Annotated in this window: 20 protein-coding genes; 15 read left to right on the top strand and 5 right to left on the bottom strand. The window is 61.7% G+C overall.

Annotated features, from left to right (window positions below):
* Nucleotides 1-6: 6 nt before the first annotated feature.
* Together Q8O80_RS13905 and Q8O80_RS13900 are read left to right on the top strand one after the other, a co-directional pair.
* A complete protein-coding gene (locus Q8O80_RS13905) occupies nt 7-1,497 on the top strand; it encodes a helicase HerA-like domain-containing protein (protein WP_305580228.1) in 1,491 nt (496 codons plus the stop codon).
* A 5-nt stretch (nt 1,498-1,502) separates the two neighbouring features.
* Entirely contained in the window at nt 1,503-2,063 is a 561-nt protein-coding gene (locus Q8O80_RS13900) for an LOG family protein (protein WP_305580226.1), read from the top strand.
* Between the two features lie 12 nt (nt 2,064-2,075).
* On the opposite strand, the gene Q8O80_RS13895 is transcribed toward Q8O80_RS13900, so the two are convergent.
* The 3 genes from Q8O80_RS13895 to Q8O80_RS13885 form a co-directional block, all read right to left on the bottom strand.
* The gene (locus Q8O80_RS13895) at nt 2,076-2,615 is read right to left on the bottom strand and encodes a two-component system response regulator (RefSeq protein WP_305580224.1); all 540 of its coding nucleotides are present in this window, start codon (nt 2,613-2,615) and stop codon (nt 2,076-2,078) included.
* Nucleotides 2,616-2,792: 177 nt separating this feature from the next.
* The gene (locus tag Q8O80_RS13890; RefSeq protein WP_305580222.1) at nt 2,793-3,398 is read right to left on the bottom strand and encodes a superoxide dismutase; all 606 of its coding nucleotides are present in this window, start codon (nt 3,396-3,398) and stop codon (nt 2,793-2,795) included.
* A gap of 69 nt (nt 3,399-3,467) precedes the next feature.
* Nucleotides 3,468-5,564 carry a S9 family peptidase gene (locus Q8O80_RS13885; protein WP_305580220.1) on the bottom strand — a complete coding sequence of 699 codons (2,097 nt, stop codon included), beginning with the start codon at nt 5,562-5,564 and terminating at the stop codon, nt 3,468-3,470.
* 233 nt (nt 5,565-5,797) lie between these two features.
* Between Q8O80_RS13885 and mbhE the strand changes: the two genes are divergently transcribed.
* From mbhE to Q8O80_RS13830, 11 genes are all read left to right on the top strand, one after another.
* Entirely contained in the window at nt 5,798-8,368 is a 2,571-nt protein-coding gene (gene mbhE / locus Q8O80_RS13880; protein ID WP_305580218.1) for a hydrogen gas-evolving membrane-bound hydrogenase subunit E, read from the top strand.
* Nucleotides 8,369-8,403: 35 nt separating this feature from the next.
* A complete protein-coding gene (locus tag Q8O80_RS13875) occupies nt 8,404-8,829 on the top strand; it encodes an MnhB domain-containing protein (RefSeq protein ID WP_305580216.1) in 426 nt (141 codons plus the stop codon).
* Entirely contained in the window at nt 8,829-9,206 is a 378-nt protein-coding gene (locus Q8O80_RS13870) for a Na+/H+ antiporter subunit C (protein WP_305580214.1), read from the top strand. Before Q8O80_RS13875 ends, Q8O80_RS13870 begins: the two co-directional genes overlap by 1 nt.
* 1 nt (nt 9,207) lies before the next feature.
* On the top strand, nt 9,208-10,761 hold the full coding sequence (locus Q8O80_RS13865) for a proton-conducting transporter membrane subunit (RefSeq protein WP_305580212.1): 1,554 nt from the start codon (nt 9,208-9,210) through the stop codon (nt 10,759-10,761).
* A complete protein-coding gene (locus tag Q8O80_RS13860; protein ID WP_305580210.1) occupies nt 10,758-11,237 on the top strand; it encodes a Na+/H+ antiporter subunit E in 480 nt (159 codons plus the stop codon). The genes Q8O80_RS13865 and Q8O80_RS13860 overlap by 4 nt, the downstream gene beginning before the upstream one ends.
* Nucleotides 11,234-11,530 carry a cation:proton antiporter gene (locus Q8O80_RS13855; RefSeq protein ID WP_305580208.1) on the top strand — a complete coding sequence of 99 codons (297 nt, stop codon included), beginning with the start codon at nt 11,234-11,236 and terminating at the stop codon, nt 11,528-11,530. Before Q8O80_RS13860 ends, Q8O80_RS13855 begins: the two co-directional genes overlap by 4 nt.
* Nucleotides 11,527-11,895, top strand: coding sequence for a monovalent cation/H(+) antiporter subunit G (gene mnhG / locus Q8O80_RS13850; protein ID WP_305580206.1), 369 nt, complete (start codon nt 11,527-11,529; stop codon nt 11,893-11,895). Before Q8O80_RS13855 ends, mnhG begins: the two co-directional genes overlap by 4 nt.
* A gap of 111 nt (nt 11,896-12,006) precedes the next feature.
* A complete protein-coding gene (locus Q8O80_RS13845) occupies nt 12,007-12,429 on the top strand; it encodes a MucR family transcriptional regulator (protein ID WP_305580204.1) in 423 nt (140 codons plus the stop codon).
* 212 nt (nt 12,430-12,641) lie between these two features.
* Nucleotides 12,642-13,016: a helix-turn-helix domain-containing protein gene (locus Q8O80_RS13840; protein WP_305580202.1), complete on the top strand. Its 375-nt coding sequence runs from the start codon at nt 12,642-12,644 to the stop codon at nt 13,014-13,016.
* Nucleotides 13,006-13,503: a DUF6456 domain-containing protein gene (locus Q8O80_RS13835; RefSeq protein WP_305580200.1), complete on the top strand. Its 498-nt coding sequence runs from the start codon at nt 13,006-13,008 to the stop codon at nt 13,501-13,503. Before Q8O80_RS13840 ends, Q8O80_RS13835 begins: the two co-directional genes overlap by 11 nt.
* A 54-nt stretch (nt 13,504-13,557) precedes the next feature.
* The gene (locus tag Q8O80_RS13830) at nt 13,558-14,634 is read left to right on the top strand and encodes an acyltransferase (protein WP_305580198.1); all 1,077 of its coding nucleotides are present in this window, start codon (nt 13,558-13,560) and stop codon (nt 14,632-14,634) included.
* On the opposite strand, the gene Q8O80_RS13825 is transcribed toward Q8O80_RS13830, so the two are convergent.
* Together Q8O80_RS13825 and Q8O80_RS13820 are read right to left on the bottom strand one after the other, a co-directional pair.
* Nucleotides 14,631-15,056 carry a SufE family protein gene (locus tag Q8O80_RS13825; protein ID WP_305580196.1) on the bottom strand — a complete coding sequence of 142 codons (426 nt, stop codon included), beginning with the start codon at nt 15,054-15,056 and terminating at the stop codon, nt 14,631-14,633. The two genes, Q8O80_RS13830 and Q8O80_RS13825, sit on opposite strands and share 4 nt — an antisense overlap.
* 185 nt (nt 15,057-15,241) lie before the next feature.
* A complete protein-coding gene (locus tag Q8O80_RS13820) occupies nt 15,242-15,535 on the bottom strand; it encodes a hypothetical protein (protein WP_305580194.1) in 294 nt (97 codons plus the stop codon).
* A gap of 339 nt (nt 15,536-15,874) precedes the next feature.
* Between Q8O80_RS13820 and Q8O80_RS13815 the strand changes: the two genes are divergently transcribed.
* Nucleotides 15,875-17,686, top strand: a complete 1,812-nt coding sequence (locus Q8O80_RS13815; protein ID WP_305580192.1) for a PAS domain-containing sensor histidine kinase — start codon at nt 15,875-15,877, stop codon at nt 17,684-17,686.
* Nucleotides 17,683-18,367 (top strand): peptidoglycan-binding protein (locus tag Q8O80_RS13810; RefSeq protein WP_305580190.1); only part of this gene is annotated, 685 nt, incomplete at its 3' end. The genes Q8O80_RS13815 and Q8O80_RS13810, both read left to right, overlap by 4 nt.

Raw genomic sequence — 18,367 nt, 5'->3', positions numbered from 1 at the left:
TTGCCAATGCTCGTTGACGACAAGATCTTTCTGGGCACCAGCACGCAGCCGGAATACCTTACCCTGAAGTATGGCAACCGGCACGGCCTGGTCACCGGCGCAACCGGCACGGGCAAGACCGTGACGCTGCAGGTGATGGCCGAGGGATTTTCTGCCGCTGGCGTGCCGGTCTTTGCCGCCGATATCAAGGGTGACCTGTCGGGCGTCGCCAAGATGGGCAATGCACAGGGTTGGCAGACCCAGCGCGCCCAGGAAATCGGCTTCACCGACTTCAAGGACGACATCTTCCCGGTGATGTTCTGGGACCTGTTCGGGCGGCAGGGCCATCCCATCCGCACCACCATTTCGGAAATGGGCGCTTTGCTGCTCAGCCGTATGCTCGAGCTAAACGACACCCAAGAAGGCGTGCTCAATATCGCTTTCAAGCTGGCCGATGACGAAGGTCTGTTGCTACTTGATCTCAAGGACTTGCGGGCCCTTTTGATCAATGTTCAGGAGCGCGCCAAGGAGATCACGACCCAATACGGCAATGTCTCGACCGCCTCGATTGGCGCCATCCAGCGCGCGCTGCTGGTGCTCGAACAGCAAGGTGGCGAGAACTTTTTCGGCGAGCGGGCGCTGGCTATTGCCGATATGCTGCGGACCGACCGCGACGGGCGCGGCTTTATTTCCATTCTGGCCGCCGACGAGCTGATGCGTTCGCCGCGGCTCTACTCCACCTTCCTGCTCTGGATGCTGAGCGAGTTGTTCGAGGAACTGCCCGAAATCGGCGATGTCGACAAACCCAGGCTGGTGTTCTTTTTCGATGAAGCCCATCTGCTGTTTGACGATGCGCCCAAGGTACTGATCGACAAGGTCGAGCAGGTGGTGCGGCTGGTACGTTCCAAGGGCGTCGGCGTCTACTTCGTCACCCAGAACCCGGTCGACATTCCTGATTCGGTACTGGCCCAGCTCGCCAATCGGGTGCAGCATGCGCTGCGCGCCTATACCCCGCGCGAGCAGAAGGCGGTGCGCGTCGCTGCCGAGACCTTCCGCCCCAACCCAGCCTTTTCCACGGAAGATGCCATCACCCAGCTGGGGATTGGTGAGGCGCTGGTCTCAGTGCTGGAGTCCAAGGGCGTACCCTCAATGGTCGGCCGCACCATGATCCGACCGCCCTCGGCCCAGGTCGGGCCCATCCTGCCGCAAGAGCGGGCGGCCATCATAGCGGCTTCGCCGGTGGCCGGGTTGTACGATACGGCTATCGATCGCGACTCGGCCTTTGAGGTGCTGGCCCGCTCGGCCCGCGACAAGCAATTGGCCGAAGAGCGCCAGCAGCTGGAAGAGCAGGAACGCAAGAGCGCCGAGCGCACCTATCAGGAGGCGCAACCCGCACGGCGCTCCACCCGGCAGACGCCGGCCGAAGCCGCGATGAATTCGCTGGCCCGCACGGTCGCCAACCGACTGGGGAACGCGCTGGTTCGCGGTATCCTCGGCAGCTTGAAGCGCGGACGGTGACCAGTATGGAGCCCACCAAAAACGGACCTATCCTCGCAGTCTTCGCGTCCAGCAAGGGACCAGGCGACCCCGAGCGCGCCTCGTTGATGAGTCAGACCGGCACCTATTTCGCCAAACGCAGGGCGCAACTGGTCTGCCTGGTAGAAGGCAACAGCATCCCAATTCCGTTGATTACCGCAGCACGGGCGGCCGGCGGGTCCGTGCAGATCGTGGCTGATACCAGTTTCGTGTTGCCGCCAGCGCTGAAGGGCGTGACCGTCGAAGCGCAGGAGGACCAGGCGGCCCGCTTCGAGCGGGTCTCTGCCCTGGCTGACGGACTGGTGGCGCTGCCCGGCTCGCTCTGGTCGGCCACCGAATTGTTCGGGGTCTGGTCGACCGGCAAGACCAAGGGGCGGAACCTGCCCGTGGTCATGCTCAATCGCCACCGCGCCTTTGAAGTCATGCGCGGCTATGCGGCGGACGTGCTGTCGCCGGGATTGCCGGGCCATGAGCGGGCGATCCAATTTGCCGACAATATAGAAGATCTGTGGAGCCGGATCAGCCGGTTGGTCAGCGAAGCCCGCTAGGGAGGCCCAACGCTACAGCCCGGGATGCAGCGGTTTGCGGCGGTCGGGAAACAGCGACACCACATTGTCGGTCACGCGGCGCGACGGCGCCGGCGTCGGGATCGGGGCGAAGATGCGATTGCGCCGCTCGGGCCCGCGATAGCCGCCCAGGGTTCCCACCACGCTGCGGGTGCGAAGCCGGATCTGGATACGCTGCAGCAAGTAGCGCGGCGACATCGGCTTGATCAGCACCTCATCGATGCCCGCGCTGATCGCCTGGGCACGCATGGGTGGCGTGATATTGCGGGTGAGGGCAATCACCGGCACATCCTGGCTGAGCAGTTCGCCATTGAGCCTGATGCTCTCGACCATCTCATGAGCGGGGCGCTCTTCACGGTCGAAATCGCACACCAGCATATCGATGGGAGCGAGGCGCATATAGGCGATGAGTTCGAGTTCGGTCTCGAAAATGCGGACCTTGAGACGGGAGTCACCAGCAACCACCATCGCCAACAAGGACGATAGCGCCGGGCTTGCCGCGATAATGGCAACGACCTTGGCGGATTGTGTCACAAGACCCCCTCAAATAGTAAACAAAGCGTTACCACGCTCTGTCGAGCGGTTGAAGGGGGGCGCAGCACATTGCTGTAAATCGACGGGGAAAAACTCGGATCAAGCCAGCAAAAAACCCGCCAGCGCGGGGCGCTGACGGGGTTTGGCATGCGGTAGAAAACCGGCGCCTTGCGGGTCTTATCGGGCTTCGTCAAACATCAGTTCGACATGTTCCCAGTTCACCAGATTGTCGAACCAGGCTTCCAGGTATTTCGGACGGGCATTGCGGTAGTCGATGTAATAGGAGTGCTCCCAAACATCGACGCCCAGAATTGGGTGGGCGCCGTGGATCAGCGGGGACTCGCCATTGGGCGTCTTGGAGACTTCCAGCTTGCCGTTCTTGAGCGAGAGCCAGGCCCAGCCCGAACCGAACTGGGTGGTGCCGGCAGCGATGAAATCGGCGCGGAACTTGTCAAAGCCGCCCAGGTCGGCATCGATGGCCGCCTGCAGCTTGGCCGGGAGCTTGTTGCCACCCCCATTGGGCTTCATCCAGTTCCAGAAGTGCACGTGGTTGTAATGCTGGCCGGCATTGTTGAACAGGCCGGCATTCTTGCCGTGTGATTCCTTGACGATGTCTTCAAGCGGCAGGATTTCCAGGCCCGAACCTTCGAGCAGCTTCTCACCATTGGTCACATAGGCCTGGTGGTGCTTGTCGTGATGATACTCAAGCGTTTCTGCCGACATGTAGGGGCCCAGCGCGTCATAGGCGTAGGGCAGGGGTGGTAGGGTGAACTTGGTCGTCATAATGGCCTCCATTTGGCAAGACGCTGCGGGAAGTAGGGGTGGTATAGGGCGTTTTGATAGCGGCAACAATTAGTTGGAAGTGAATGATCCTTCCAAACCAACCGCATTCAGCGCAAAGGCGTAACACATCGCCGTTTCCTTGAGCCGGTCGAAGCGCCCCGAAGCGCCGCCATGGCCGGCGCCCATATTGGTCTTGAGGTATAATGGCGCAGCACCGCTCTTGGTTGCGCGCAGCTTGGCCACCCATTTTGCCGGCTCCCAATAGGTGACGCGCGGATCGGTGAGGCCCGCCAGGGCAAAGATCGGCGGATAATCCTGGGCCACGACCTGTTCATAAGGAGCATAGGCAGCAATGCGGGCGTAGTCATCGGCCGAGGTCAGCGGATTACCCCATTCGGGCCATTCCGGCGGGGTGAGCGGCAAGGTCTCGTCCAGCATGGTGTTGAGCACGTCGACAAACGGCACCTGGGCCAGAATGCCGCCCCACAGTTCGGGCGCCAGATTGGCAATGGCGCCCATCAGCATGCCGCCCGCCGAGCCGCCCTGCGCCACAATGCGGCCCTTGGACGTGTGGCCGGTATCGATCAGCATTTCCGCAGCGGCAATGAAATCGGTGAAGGTGGTGCTCTTGAGCTCGCGTCGCCCCTGCACATACCAGCGATAGCCCTTTTCCATGCCGCCGCGGATATGGGCGATGGCGTAGACAAAGCCGCGATCGACCAGCGACAGCGCCGAGATCGAGAAACTTGCCGGCATCGACATGCCATAGGCGCCATAGCCATAGAGCAGGGCCGGGGCCGAGCCATCGAGCACAGTGCCCTTGCGATAGAGCACGGTGACCGGAACCTGCTCGCCATCGGGCGCGGTGGCAAACAGCCGCCGGGTTTCATAATCGTCCGGGTTGTGACCCGAGGGCACCTCCTGCTCCTTGAGCAGGGTGCGGCTGCCGCTGTCGAGATCGACGTCGAAGGTGCGCGACGGCGTGGTGGGAGAGGAATAGGTCAAGCGGAACGTCGCCGTGTCGAATTCGTAGCCCACCGACATGCCCAACGCGTAGGCCTCCTCGTCGAATTTGACGGTCTCTTCCTTGTTGGTGCGCAGATCGCGCACCACGATGCGGGGCAGGCCATCAAACCGCTCCAGCCGCAGCATGTGGTTGGCGATCAGCACGGTATCGAGGATCAATACGCCCTGCTGGTGCGGCACCAGGTCGGTCCAGTTGTCGGCGCCCGGATTGTCGATCGGCGCGGTGACGATCTTGTAGTCCTCCGCGCCGTCCGCATTGGTGCGGATATAAAGCAGGCCGCCCCGCTCATCGACATCATATTCGCGGTCGGTGACGCGGGGCGCCACGAGGCGCGGCGCGCCGCCCGTGGCAGCGTCGATTAGCCAGATTTCCGAGGTCTGGTGGTCATGCGCATCGATGACGATGAACTTGTCGCTCAGCGTGCGACCGACGCCGACGAAGAATCCGGGGTCCTTTTCCTCGAAGATGATGGGGTCGCTGGCCTGGTCGGTGCCGATGGTGTGCAGGCGCACCCGGTAAGGCCGGTGATTGTCGTCATATTCGGTGTAGTAGATGGCTTTGCTGTCATTGCTCCAGACATAGGAACCAGCGGTATTGGCGATCACCTCCGCACTGTCGCTGCCGGTGGCGAGATCGCGGATGACGATGTCATAGTATTCCGAGCCGGCGCGGTCGGCGGCCCAGGCGAGGAATTTGTGCGCGCGGTCATGTTCGGCGCCGGCAAAGCCGAAATAGCCTTCGCCCGCCTCGATATTGCAGTCGAGCAGTACCGTCTCGGCGCCACCATCACGGGCGGTGCGGACGATCTGGGGATATTGCTTGCCCTCAAGCATGCGCGAATTATAGGCGAAGGGACCATCAGGCGTCGGGATGCCGCTATCGTCCTCTTTGATGCGCCCACGGATTTCCTTGTAGATGGTGTCCTGCAACGCGGTCGTCTTGCTGCCGAACTCGGCCTCATAGAAGGCGTTCTCGGCATCGAGATAGGCGCGGATTTCCGGGTCCAGCGTCTCGGGCTGCTGCATCACCTCCTGCCAATTGGGCGCGCGCAACCAATGATACGGGTCGTCGCGCTCGATGCCGTGAAAACGGGCGATGTGGGATTTGCGGGCGGCAACAGGTGGCGTGGTCTTGATCATTACAGGTCCGGGCTGGTGGCGCATGATCGAGCCATGGCTGGCTCTCGCACCGAAAAGTGGTGTGTGCCAGACATAGGGCGGGCGGGGTCCGAATGCCAGAGCGAGGATTTCCCCAACTGATGCCGCCACTTCGTCGCACCCGGACCGTTTTGCCTTGTTCGAGAGCGCTCAATCAGTAAGGTCATTCCACATCAAAACGGCCGCAAGGCCCAATAGCGTATGGAGTTTCACACTTGGGGCCAGACATTGACGCGAGCATCGCACTGGTGGCGATTGCGCCATTTGTTGCAGCCGCGCTGGCGCCGCTGATCCACCGCTTTACGAAGCCGCTATCGGGCTGGGTGCTGGCGCTGGTACCGGCCGCCATTTTTGTTTTCCTGGTGACGCTGATTGAGCCAGTGCTGGCCACCGGCGCCATTCCGGCGCGCATTGGCTGGGTGCCAGCCTATGGGCTGGACCTGTCGTTTTTCATCGATGGGCTGAGCCTGACCTTTGCGCTGACCATTTCGGGCATCGGCACGCTGATCGTCATCTACTCGGGCGCCTATCTGGCCGGCCATCCGCATCTTGGGCGCTTCCTGGCCTTCCTGCTCGCCTTTATGGGCGCCATGCTCGGCCTGGTACTGGCCGACAACATGCTGGGCCTGTTCGTGTTCTGGGAACTGACGGCAATCACTTCCTTCCTGCTGATCGGCTTTGATGCGGTGCGGGCCGCTGCCCGGCGCGGCGCCATTCAGGCGCTGGTGATTACCAATATCGGCGGCATGGCCCTGCTGGCGGGCGTTATTCTGGTGCAGCAACTGACCGGCACCTGGGAATTGAGCGAGCTGCGCGGCATGGAAGATGCCGTGCGCGGGCACGGGCTGTATGGCCTGGTGCTGGCCTGTTTCATCATCGCCGCCTTCACCAAATCGGCACAGTTTCCGCTGCATTTCTGGCTGCCCAATGCCATGGAAGCACCGACACCGGTTTCGGCCTTCCTGCATTCGGCCACCATGGTCCAGGCCGGGGTGTATCTGCTGGCGCGCGCCACGCCCTGGCTGGGCGGTACGGTGGCCTGGACCACAATTCTGGTGTGCTTTGGCGGCGTCACCCTGATCTGGGGCGCGCTGGGGTCGCTGCGGCAAACCGATCTCAAGCAGATGCTGGCGCAGTCCACCATTGCCTCGCTTGGACTGCTCGTGCTGTTGATCGGGCTGGGCACACAAACCGCCATTGCCGGCATGGTGATCTATTTCGTCGCCCATGCGCTCTACAAGGCCGGCCTGTTCATGGTCGTCGGTGCCATCGACCATGAAGCGGGCACCCGCGAAATTACCGCGCTGGGAGGCCTGTCCGGCAAAATGCCGGTCACCTTTGCAGCGGCCATTCTGGCCGGGCTTTCAATGTTCGGGCTGCCGCCCGCCATCGCGTTTTTTGCCAAAGAAGAGATGTATCTCAACCTGCTGTCGCCGCACTGGCAGGACCTCAGCGTGCTCGCCGTGCTGATCGCGGGCAATGCCCTGCTGGCCGCAGTCGGTGCCCTGGTGGTGATCAAGCCTTTTCTGGGTCCGGCAATGCCAACGCCAAAATCGGCCCATGAAGCGTCGGTCGGCCTGCTCGCTGGCCCGGTCATTCTGGGCCTTGCCGGTATCGCCACCGCGCTGCTGGTCGGCTGGTTTGGCCACACCGTGCTGGAGCCGGCGGCAACCGCTATTCTCAACGAACCGGTCGAGAGCCATCTCACCTGGGCGATCGATTTCACCAAGCCCGTGGTCTGGCTGTCAGTGGCCACCTGGGTCCTGGCCGGGCTGGTCTATCGCTATGCCACCACTATCCGCACCCTGTTGCGGCGCTTCGAGACCCGCCTGGGCTGGACCGCCGACACGGTGTTTGACGCGGTCATGTTCGGCCTGATCCGTTTTTCCGGCAGCGTGACGCGCGTGCTGCATCATGGTCGCCTTGAGCTCTATCTGGTCACGGTGTTCTCTCTGATGGCGCTGGCGCTGATGGTGCCGTTATTTGCGCTGGGCGGAATCAACGCCTTGCTGCCCACGGCTGAACTGGGCAATTGGGCGGCCCAGCTGCGCTGGCCCCATCTGGCGCCCTATGAGTGGGGGGTGATCATTTTGGCGCTGGCCGGCCTTGGCGCCATCGTCGCCGCGCCAAACCGGCTCTATTCCATCCTGGCGCTGGGTGTGCAGGGTACCGCCGTGGCGCTGATCTTCCTGCTATTCGGTGCGCCCGATCTGGCCTTCACCCAGCTCATGGTGGAAATCCTCTCGGTGGTGATCCTGGCGCTGGTGATGACCCGGCTCAATCTCGACGAACGCGACCACCGGCCCTTCGAAGACTGGGCGCGCGACGGCACGCTGGCGCTGGTCTGTGGCGCCGGCGTCAGTCTGCTGCTGATGGTCGTGCTGTCGGGTACGCTTGATACCAGGCTGTCCGATTTCTTCATCGCCACCAGCGTGCCGATCGCCCATGGCGCCAATATCGTCAATGTCATCCTGGTTGATTTCCGTGGTTTTGATACGCTGGGTGAGATCTCGGTGCTGATGGCCGCCGGCATTTCGATTATGGTGCTGCTGCGCAGTCGCAGGGCGCCGGTGGCGGTTGGCTCGCCGGTACCACCCGCGCCAATTGCACCCAAGATCAAACCCGAGCCGACACAGCCAGCCCGCGCCGCGGCAGCGCCGAGTGCCAAATCGACTGTCAAAGGCAGGGCAAAACCAGCGCCCAAGAAACCAGCGCCCAAGAAACCAGCGCCCAAGAAACCGGCAAGCGAGAAACAGGCGCCCAAGTCGCCTTCCTCTGTTGCCTAGCCGGTCACAACCCCACGCCGCAAGAGGACTGCGCCATGAACACGGTCATCTTCCGTACTATCGCGCCGTTGATCGTTTCCACCATGCTGGTGTTTTCAGTCTATGTCTGTCTGCGCGGTCACAATGAGCCCGGTGGTGGCTTTATCGGCGGACTGATCGCTGCCTCAGCCATTGCCGTGCTGGGCATGGCCTCGAGCGCTGCCGAGGTGCGGCGCGCCCTGCGCTTTGATCCGCTCAGCATCGCTGGCTTCGGCGTTTTGCTGGCCGGCAGTTCCGGCATGCTCTCCATCTTCAACGGCAACCCATTCTTGACCAGCATCTGGCTTTATCTCGATATCGCCGGCTCGGTGGTGCCGTTGTCCACCCCGATGCTGTTCGATATCGGCGTCTACCTCGTGGTATTTGGCACCTTGGCTTCAGTGGTCCTGGCTCTCGAAAGCGAAGACGGGGAGAACCTCTGATGGATTATGTAATTGCCGCTCTGGTTGGATGCTTCGTCGCGCTGGGCATCTACATGCTGCTGTCGCGCTCGCTGATCCGCATGCTGCTGGGTATCATAGTGCTGGGCAATGGCGTCAATCTGCTGATCTTCACCGCTGGTCGCCTGACCCGGGAAATTGCGCCGATTGTCCCCAGGGGGCTGGATACTCCCGCCGGAGCGATTGCCAATCCACTGCCGCAGGCGCTGATCCTGACCGCCATTGTCATTGGCTTCGCCATGTTCTGTTTCCTGCTGGTTCTGGCCTATCGCACCTATCAGGCTCTTGACGCCGACAATACCGACACCATGCGCGTTGCTGAGCCCGAGCACGCGCCCAACCCGCCATTGAGTTACTGAGATGGCCGCAGAAAATCTGCCAACAGCCATGATTGAGACCGTTACCCGGGTGGCCGACTGGGTCATCGTGCTGCCCATGGCGCTGGCCCTGATGGGCGCGGCGCTGCTGCTTATCGTCCGCAAATCCGCCGGGCTCGGCTTCGTACTGGCGCTGCTCGTGGTAACGGGCATTATTGCCTGCGAGACCAGCCTGCTGATGCGGGTGGCCGAATTCGGCCCGCAGAGCATGACCATGGGCAAATGGCTGCCGCCCTTCGGTATCAGTTTTACCGCCGATTTGTTTGGGGCCAGTTTCGCGCTGGCCGCGTCGGTGGTGACGCTGATTGTGCTGGTCTATGCTGAAGCAGATCGGCCCCCCGAAGTAGCCGGTGATGGTTTTTACGCCCTGGTCTTGCTGTTGCTGGCCGGCGTGACCGGCTCTTTCCTGACCGGCGATCTATTCAATCTCTATGTCTGGTTCGAGGTGATGCTGATCTCCTCGTTTGGACTGATGGTGATTGGCGGCACGCCGATGCAGCTTGATGCCGCGGTCAAATACGGCTTCCTGAACTTCCTGGCCACCACCATCTTCCTGTTATCACTCGGCCTGCTGTATGGCCTGCTGGGTACGCTGAACATGGCCGATATCCTGCGGGTTGCCCCGCTGGCCAATCCCGCCGCCATGGTCGGCGTCGCTGCTCTGATGCTGCTGGCGTTTGGCATGAAGGCGGCAGCATTTCCGGTCAATACCTGGCTGCCCGCCTCCTATCACGCGCCACCGGCGGCAATTTCCGCCCTGATGGCGGGGTTGCTGACCAAGGTGGGTATTTACGCGCTGCTGCGAACGCTGGTGGTGGTGCTGCCCGCAACGCGCGATGTGCTCGAACCGGTTCTGGTGCTGGTGGCCGTTGCCACCCTGGTGCTGGCCCCTCTGGGCGCGATTGCCGAAACTAATCTGCGGCGGGCCATGGGCTTTGTGGTGATTGGCGGCATTGGCGCCGTGCTGGCCGGAATCGCCATGCCATCATTGGGCGGCGTTGGTGGGGCTGGGATGTATATTTTCCACGCCATGCTGACCATGACCGCGCTCTATCTGGTTGCCGGGATGATCGAAAAGCAGACCGGGGAGACTGATAGTCGCCGCATGGGTGGGCTCTACGGCACCAGTGCTCCCCTTTCGATACTATTCCTGGTGTTCATGTTCGGCGCCGCCGGCGTACCGCCTCTGCTGGGCTTCTGGCCCAAGCTGCTGCTGATCGAGGCCGGGCTTGACCAGGGCGATGCCGTGGGTGGGCTGCTGGTGGTGGCGCTACTGGTCAACGCGGTGCTCACCATCATTGCCGGGTCGCGCCTGTGGGCCCATATCTTCTGGCGGGCTGATTTCACTCCAGAGGCCCCACCGGCCGCGCCGCCCGGCGGTCTGCACTATTTGGCGATCGGTGTGCTGGCCGTGCTGATCGTGGCTGCCGGGCTGTGGCCCAATCCGCTGTTCGAAGTCGTGCGCGTCGGGGCAGGGGACATGATCGACAGCGCCCGTTATACGGATGCCTTTGGTCTAGCGGAGGTCACGCCATGAACCTGGCTCTGATGATTGTTGGTCTGGCGCTGGTCTGGGCGGCCATTACCGGCAATTTCACCGCGCTCAACCTGTTGCTCGGCGCCGGTATCGGTGCCCTGACTGCGCTGTTGCTGCGAAACTGGTTTGCGTCCCCCCAATTGTTGCGCCGTGTCAGGCGCATCAACTCGCTGTTCCTGCTATTCATGTGGGAACTGATGGTCAGTGCCGTGCGCGTCGCCATCATCGTGATAACCCCCAACATCCGTGCCACCCTGCGCCCCGGCATTATCGCCTTTCCCCTCACGGTCAAATCGGATTTTGAGATCACGTTGCTGGCCAATATGATTACGCTGACTCCCGGCACCCTCAGCGTTGATGTCGCCGAGGATCGGAGCGTGCTCTATGTGCACGCACTGCAACTGGATGATCGCGAGGTGCTGATCGCGGAGATCGCCGGGGGGTTTGAACGCAAGATCCAGGAGGCCTTCATATGAACGCGGCCGACATCGTCTCCATCAGCACCCTGATCGCCTTGATCATGTTGTTTATTGCGATGCTGATCGCGGTGGTGCGCGTGATCATCGGCCCCAGTTTGGCTGATCGCGTTCTGGCCCTCGATCTGTTGACGGTACTGGCCATGGGCTTTGTCGGGGCTATCGCCATTCGCACCGGGCTGACTCTGTATCTCGATATCGCCATCAGCCTGGCCCTGCTCGGCTTCATGGCAACGGTGGCCTTTGCCCGCTACATGTTGTCGCGCCTGGATGGCGAGGAGGCCCAGCGATGATCGCCGATCTGATCACCTACCTTGGTTGTGTGTTGCTGCTGATCGGGTCGGCCTTTACTTTGCTGGCCGCTATCGGCGTCTTGCGGCTGCCCGATCTTTACACCCGCATGCACGCGGCCTCCAAGGCCGGCGCGGTGGGCGGGGGCCTGATATTGCTGGCTGTTGCCTTGACCAGCCTTGATGGCAGTGTGGCCCTGCGCGCCATTTTGGGCACTGCCTTCCTGTTGTTAACAACCCCCGTTTCTGCGCATTTGTTGGCGCGCGTCAGCCATCGGGGTCAGGATCACCTCCAAGTGAGCATGGTGATTGATGAACTCACCTTGAAAACACGACAAGATTCTCCAGATGAACTTACCAGTAAGTAGCATGTTAACGCTGGTTTGTCGGGTTGCAGACATCAGTGAACAGCCCTATTGGTATGATTTGGAAGCGACTTAGAGTCCGCTACCCAATAAAAAAATCTGGAAGGTTGAATTATGTCTGATACTACCGGCGCTGCGACCGGATACGAGCAAGATCTGATCGAGCTCAGTACCGAAATTGTCTCGGCCTATGTGAGCCACAATGCACTGAGCCCCAACGATCTGCCCAAGCTGATTTCGGATGTTCATGGCGCACTGCGTACGCTCTCGAACAATGAAACTCCACAGCCAGTTGAAGAGCTCAAGCCTGCTATCGCGGTCCGCAAGTCGGTCACCAACGACTACATTATCTGCCTCGAAGACGGCAAGAAGTTCAAGTCGTTGAAACGCCACCTGCGGACTCACTACAATCTCTCGCCCGAGGAATACCGCGAGAAGTGGGGCCTGCCAGCCGACTACCCAATGGTTGCGCCGAGCTATTCGGCCACCCGTTCCAAGCTGGCCAAGGACAATGGTCTGGGCCGCAAGGCCGCCTGACGCGCTTCTTCATTACCCCGCAAGGGCGAAATCCCGCCAGTTCAACCGCAATCCCCAAGTTGCAGTCAGACCTCGGCGAGAACGACCCTTTAAAAGGCCGCCTCTATGGGCGGCCTTTTTGATTCTCAGGTTCGCTTATCCCACTTATCCCCGGCCGCTTGCCAAGCCGCAGTATATAGGAATAAATTCCTTTATATTGACGAGGCGAGCCCATGTTTCAGTCTTTTGCACCAGTCGACTTTGCCCGAGCTGTGGGCGCCCAGCCTGCTGCGGCCGGTGCTTGTGACACCGTCATCGCGCTGATTGCGCGCGAAAAGCGCATCCCGATCCGCCTGTTGATTCATCCCTCGCGCTGTCGGTTGGGTACCGCCCGGGCCCGCCAATTGGCAATGTATCTGTCGCACGTCATTCTGGGACGCAGCCTGACTGAAATCGGCGATGCCTTTGGCCGGGATCGGACCACGGTCTCTCATGCCTGTGCGGTGATCGAAGATCTGCGCGACGACCCTGATTTCGATGCAGAGGTCAGCGGATTCGAACGGAGCCTTGAAGCGTGGCGTGATGGGGAGAACGGCAATGCCCATTGATGACGGCACCACTGGCCGCCTGGCGTCCAGCCGTGACAGTGACGGTCAGGCGTTTCTATTGCCGCACCATCTGCTCGCTGCCAGCCGGCTGGAACGGCTGATTCAGCGGGCCCAACTCACGCTGCGTCTCACCATGTCCTACGATTCCGCCCGCATCGGCCAGCCGCACCGGGCCGGCAGCGCCGGGGCTGCTGACCTGGCCGCCAGCGCCAGCGAAGCGCGGCATCATTTGCATCGGCTGGCACAGGCGCTGCCTGTCGATTGCTGGAATGTGGTGTTCGACGTCTGCGGGCTGGGCAAGGGCCTCCAGGCTATCGAGACCGAACGGCGCTGGCCCCGTCGCAGCGCCAAGCTGGTACTGCGCATCGGGCTGAGCCAGTTGGCCGCCCATTGGGGCCTCGAACCAGTGGCGGCTGGACCAGATCAGGCGCGCGGGCAGGTCTGGCATAGCGAAATTCTGCCCATTATAGCTGACAGCAGAATTTAACTACGTCAGCATCGGTAATGTTCGGCCAGACGAATTGCATGATATCGAAAACGCATGCGGCACCAGTTTTTCTCGATCCAATATTTGCGGGGTTTTGCGGCGGTTCTCGTGCTGGCGTCGCATGCCCTGTTGTATCCCCTGGTCGAGCACAATCTGGGCTTCGGCCGGCTCGGCTGGCTGGGCGTCATCCTGTTCTTTGTCATTTCCGGCTTCATCATGGTCGTGGTGACGGGGGAGGGACAGTTTTCGGCGGCCGGTTTTCTGCGCCGCCGCTTCATTCGTGTCGTGCCCATGTACTGGGTCGCGACGCTATTGGCAGCAGCACTGGCGCTGTTGGTGCCCCAGATCTTCAAGACCACGGTTTATGACAGCACCCAGCTGCTGTTGTCCCTGCTGTTCATTCCATTCCATAATCCGGTGAGCGGGGGCATCCATCCGCTCTACAAACTCGGCTGGACCCTGAACTATGAGGTGTTCTTCTATGTCTGCTTCGCCCTGCTGGCGTTTCTGGACGCACGCGCCAGGGTCGTCTGGCTCAGCATCGCCTTTGGCGCGCTGGCCGTGCTGGGGCTGATATTGCAGCCTGAGGCCGCCATTCCGCAGTTTTACACCAGCTACATGCCGCTGGCCTTTTGCGCCGGAGCCTGGCTGGGTCTGGCGACCTTGCGCGGCCATGTCAGGCGCCTGTCAAAGGGAGCAATCTATGCGCTCATGCTGCTCGGCATGGGCGCGATGGTGCAGGGCTTGGCCTGGGGTGTTGAGGTGGTTGAAGATGGCATCGCCTTCGTCGGCCTGCTGTTTTTCGCATCAGCGCTGGTATTGCTACTGGTACGCCTGGAACCCCGCCTGCCGCGCATAGCGCTGCTCGAACGCATAGGCGACGCGTCCTATTCCATCTATCTGGTGCATATCTATGAGGTGGCGATCCTGTCTGGCCTCGCCTTCAAATGGCTCGACCCGAGCGATCTGTTCGCGGATTATCTGGTTGCTGCGGTTTCGGTCGCCGGCGGCACCACGGCTGGCTGGATGCTCTATGTCTGGGTCGAACTGCCCCTGCTACGCTTCGTCAACAGCCGGTTTGCCAAGCCACGCCAGGCCACAGCGGAACCGGCATCGTCAGCAACTGCCTAGCGCAGCGCTTCGCCTTCTGACCGCATGCGATTGACCATGGCCACCAGGCCATTGGAGCGCTGGGCGGTCAGATGCTCGCGCAATCCCAACTCATCAAAGATGGCGATGGCGTCGGTGTCGGCGATTTCGTGCGCGGGGCGGCCCGAATATAGCGCCAGCAGGATGGCCACCAGGCCCTGCACGATCATCGCGTCGCTTTCGCCGCGATAGGTCAGAATGGTCAGTCCATCGCGTCTGGAGGCTTCGGCCGACAGCCAGGCCTGCGACACGCAGCCACGCACGCGATTGGCTTCCGATTTTTCGGCCTCATCCAGCTTGGGCAGGGCTTGGCCCAATTCGATCACATACCGATACCGATCCTCCCAATCGTCCAGAAAGGAGAGATTGTCGGCAATGTCCTGGAACGTGGCTGGCTCGGTCATGCAGCCTATCTAGGGTGCTGCGGCCAAGCTCGCAAGCCGCAAGCGCGTACCGAGGCGGGTTTTCGGACAAAGAAAAACCCCAAGCACAGGGCAGCGTGCTTGGGGCAGGGCCAGGGTCGCGGGGTGCGTCGCTTGGGCAAGCGACACGAACCCTGGGGTCGCTTATGGGCGCCGGCCGGCGCCCGCTAACCCGCCCAGTCCGGCCGCGGCCGGGGGATGGGGGCCAGACTGTTGTTCGGCATCTCATGCATGGGAAGGCCGACCGACGGGGAAGACTGGAGTGCTGCGGCAATGACCATCTTGCTACCCGCGCACTGCAAATTGGCGCATTCGATCTGGTTGATCTGCTCGCTCACCACCTGTGAACCGGCCGCCATGGCCTGCGCTGCCATGGCGTTGGCATCTGGCAGATCAACGCCGGGGCGGATCACCATATAGGCGACGGTAAGCCAGAAAACCGAACGAACAACGACAAACATTGAATAACCCATGATTTTCGCAGGCTTTCGTCGACCTGCAAAACCTACCCTATGCCCCCTCGATTAAGCCGTGCTGGGACAATTCGATAAAATTTGATGCAATTGCCAACTCGCTTGGTAGCAAGTGCAACACCTTGTTTACGCTAACGCTAGAAAGACGGTCGTCGGCAGGCCGACAAGCAGCTGGTGGCCCGAGATTTAAGCTCGCCTTAGCTCTTGCCCGCCAGTGTGACGACAACAGGACCCAAAGTTCATTTGGGCCGGGCAGGGCGGATGACGTCAGGCTCTCGGTGCCTGGGCACCACCACCACTGGCGTCGTGATAGTGAGTATTGTGTACATGCGTAGCCTCTTCTCTTTCGGCGCAAGCAAAGAGATACCCCTGGCCGTCGCTGGCTCTGGCCATCGGCCGGAGATGCTGCGTCGCAAGACGCTCGCCAACAATTCCAGACTGACCATTGCCGCAAGCGCCCTGGTGACGCCGCTGGCAGTGTACGGGCTGGTGACCGGCACCGTGCTGCCATTTGTTCTGACCGCCCTCGCCTTGGCCAGCGGGTTGACCACGCTGGCGCTGCATCAGCGCCGGCGCTACGAACAGGCTGCGGCAGGCCAGGTTTATACTCTGCTCGGTCTGGGCCTCCTGCTGACCCTGGCCGATGGCCGGGCAAGCGATATGGGGATGGCCGTGGCGCTGCTGGGCCCCGTGCTGGCCTCGCTGCTGGGCGGATCCACTCTGCGCCGGCATAGCTGGATGATGGTTGTTGCGGTGATCATCCTGGGCACCATTGCCGCCGCTATCGGTGTGCCCGGCGCGCTCATGGCTTCGAACACCCTGGCATTCGCTGCGGCTGCCACCTTCCTGGTCGGCGTTGGCCTGGTGATCCACAGTGCAAACCGCATCAACACCGCCTATGAAGTGTATGATAAATCTCAGATGACCGCCTATCGTCACCTGATCGAACATGTCCAGGATGCCGTCATCTGCTTTTCCAGCAATGGCGAAGTGCTGCTCGCGTCGCGCTCCTCGGAAGCTCTGTTTGGTTGCCGGCGTTACGAGTTGACGGGTAGCGGGCTGGGCGCGCGCCTGCACGTGGCGGATCGTCCGACCTTCCTGACCGCCTTTGCCGATGCCAATCAGGGGGGCGAGACGCGCAACATCGAAGTCCGCATGCGCCAGGATGATGCGCACGCAGCCGGCTCGATTCCGCAATTCGTCTGGGTTGAAATCAGGCTGACCCCGGTTCTCGATGCTGAGACAGCCGGCATGCGGCATGAGGTGGTAGCGCTGTTTCGCGACATTACCGCGCGCAAGGATAATGAAGCTGCAATCATCGAGGCCCACCGGGCCGCCGAAGAGGCCCTGAGCGCCAAGTCGCGCTTTCTGGCAACCATGGGGCACGAGCTGCGCACGCCGCTCAATGCCATTGTCGGCTTCTCGGAAATGATGACCACGGGCATTGGCGGCGAGCTGTCGCCGACCCATAGCGAATATGCCGGGCTGATCCATCAGAGCGGCAAGCACCTGCTGGAAGTCGTCCGCATGCTGCTCGATATGTCGCGGATTGAGGCCGGCAAGTTCGAACTGCAGAACGAGCCATTCCAGTTCTGCGATATCCTGGAGCCATGCTTTGCCATGGTCGATCCAATGGCCCGGGAGCGCGACGTGCGTCTGATGAGCACGATCGAAGACAATCTACCCTTGCTGCACGCCGATGAGCGGGCCTGCCGCCAGATACTGCTTAATCTGGTGTCGAACGCCATCAAGTTCAGCTATCCGGGCAGCACGGTCAGCGTCACCATGCGTCGGCAAGGCCAGAGTTTGAACCTTTCGGTCATTGACCAGGGCGTGGGCATGGCGCCAGAATCGCTGGCGCGCGTTGGCGAACCGTTCTTTCAGGCGCAAAGTGGCTTGTCCCGCCCCTATGAGGGCACCGGACTGGGGCTGTCGATCGTCAAGGGTCTGGTCGATCTGCATGACGGCACGTTGCGGGCCATGTCCGAAATTGGAGCGGGGACAACCGTGACAGTCTTGCTTCCCATAAACGGTCCAGCAATAAAGACCGAAGAGACTGCTACCATCACCCCATTCCGCAGAGAACCGATCGCCGAACGCAATACCTCATGGCTAGACGAAAAAAGAAAAGCGCAATGACAGCAAGCACTCTCTCTCACCTGCCCCTGGCGGCAGGCAGCGCTGTCGCGGCCTCTCTGGGTCGCGCCGGTCTTTGGGCCCTATCGCGCTATATGCGGGCACCGCTCGCTTCTACGGCTCTGCTGGCCCTGGTCAGTCTGACCGCATTGGCGGGCAGCAATGCCCTGTATTTCCAGACCAGCAGCCATCCAGCGCCGTTCTTCGCGGCCGGCCAAAGCGCTGCCGTGGCGAATGTGACCCCCGTCGCTGCGCCCGCACTTCCCCCACTCCCTGGCGAGCGTACCGCCGTTCTGGCGCCCGTGAATGCTGACACCACGGGCAGCGTCAGCGCCCCGGCCACCGAGATGCCTGGAGCGCCGGTGGGCAATCGCGACGCCTTTGCCGTGCAGAAAAAGCTAACCGAACTCGGCTTGTTCAGCGGCACGGTGGATGGCTTTTATGGCCCCATGACCGCCAATGCGATCCGCGCCTTTGAAGAGCGTAACGGCTTTGAGCCTACTGGTGCACTGACCCCTGCCATTGTCGATGCCATTCTGCGGGCTGATACCGCCAGCGTCGCCCCGGCAACCCAGCAATCGGCTGAACTGGCGCCGCGCCCGGCGCCGATCGCCGTGCGCCCGGCGCCCGTCCAGCGGGCAGTGGCCCAGCCGGTGCAGCAAGCAGCCGTACAGCCCCCTGAGC

It is taken from the genome of Devosia sp., from assembly GCF_030689745.1.
Classification (GTDB): Bacteria; Pseudomonadota; Alphaproteobacteria; order Rhizobiales; family Devosiaceae; genus Devosia; species Devosia alba.
This window is presented reverse-complemented; position numbering and strand designations above follow the sequence as displayed.

Coding starts and splice junctions, on each gene's coding strand:
- Q8O80_RS13905 (WP_305580228.1), top strand. CDS start 7: ATGCTCGTTGACGACAAGATCTTTCTGGGCACCAGCACGCAGCCGGAA.
- Q8O80_RS13900 (WP_305580226.1), top strand. CDS start 1,503: ATGGAGCCCACCAAAAACGGACCTATCCTCGCAGTCTTCGCGTCCAGC.
- Q8O80_RS13890 (WP_305580222.1), bottom strand. CDS start 3,398: ATGACGACCAAGTTCACCCTACCACCCCTGCCCTACGCCTATGACGCG.
- Q8O80_RS13885 (WP_305580220.1), bottom strand. CDS start 5,564: ATGATCAAGACCACGCCACCTGTTGCCGCCCGCAAATCCCACATCGCC.
- Q8O80_RS13875 (WP_305580216.1), top strand. CDS start 8,404: ATGAACACGGTCATCTTCCGTACTATCGCGCCGTTGATCGTTTCCACC.
- Q8O80_RS13870 (WP_305580214.1), top strand. CDS start 8,829: ATGGATTATGTAATTGCCGCTCTGGTTGGATGCTTCGTCGCGCTGGGC.
- Q8O80_RS13865 (WP_305580212.1), top strand. CDS start 9,208: ATGGCCGCAGAAAATCTGCCAACAGCCATGATTGAGACCGTTACCCGG.
- Q8O80_RS13860 (WP_305580210.1), top strand. CDS start 10,758: ATGAACCTGGCTCTGATGATTGTTGGTCTGGCGCTGGTCTGGGCGGCC.
- Q8O80_RS13855 (WP_305580208.1), top strand. CDS start 11,234: ATGAACGCGGCCGACATCGTCTCCATCAGCACCCTGATCGCCTTGATC.
- mnhG (WP_305580206.1), top strand. CDS start 11,527: ATGATCGCCGATCTGATCACCTACCTTGGTTGTGTGTTGCTGCTGATC.
- Q8O80_RS13845 (WP_305580204.1), top strand. CDS start 12,007: ATGTCTGATACTACCGGCGCTGCGACCGGATACGAGCAAGATCTGATC.
- Q8O80_RS13840 (WP_305580202.1), top strand. CDS start 12,642: ATGTTTCAGTCTTTTGCACCAGTCGACTTTGCCCGAGCTGTGGGCGCC.
- Q8O80_RS13835 (WP_305580200.1), top strand. CDS start 13,006: ATGCCCATTGATGACGGCACCACTGGCCGCCTGGCGTCCAGCCGTGAC.
- Q8O80_RS13830 (WP_305580198.1), top strand. CDS start 13,558: ATGCGGCACCAGTTTTTCTCGATCCAATATTTGCGGGGTTTTGCGGCG.
- Q8O80_RS13825 (WP_305580196.1), bottom strand. CDS start 15,056: ATGACCGAGCCAGCCACGTTCCAGGACATTGCCGACAATCTCTCCTTT.
- Q8O80_RS13820 (WP_305580194.1), bottom strand. CDS start 15,535: ATGTTTGTCGTTGTTCGTTCGGTTTTCTGGCTTACCGTCGCCTATATG.
- Q8O80_RS13815 (WP_305580192.1), top strand. CDS start 15,875: ATGCGTAGCCTCTTCTCTTTCGGCGCAAGCAAAGAGATACCCCTGGCC.